The organism is Janthinobacterium sp. BHSEK (assembly GCF_056174685.1).
This window is the reverse complement of record NZ_JBWBYV010000239.1, coordinates 1-264: the sequence shown is the minus strand read 5'-3', so window position 1 is coordinate 264 and position 264 is coordinate 1. Positions and strand designations below refer to the sequence as shown.

General features: G+C 59.5%; 1 protein-coding gene. It reads right to left on the bottom strand.

Annotated features, from left to right (window positions below):
* Positions 1-15: 15 nt before the first annotated feature.
* A partial coding sequence (locus AC0V2Y_RS28730; protein ID WP_475418088.1) for a flagellin occupies positions 16-264 on the bottom strand: 249 nt, incomplete at its 5' end.

Genomic DNA, 264 nt, shown 5'->3' with positions numbered 1-264 from the left:
GCGGCCAAGTCCATATTATTGCAGCAGGGACATGACCATCGAGGACATGCTGTTGCTTTGTTTCAGCATCGCGGTGCCAGCTTGCAGCAGCATTTGCGACGACGTCATGTTCGAGCTTTCGGTCGCGAAGTCGGTGTCCATGATGCGGCCGGTAGCGGCTTTGGTGTTGGTGGCGATGTTCGACAGGTTGGTGTTGACGTGGTCCAGACGGTTGGCCGTCGCGCCCAGTGCCGAACGCACGGTGCTGACGCTGTCGATGGCGGT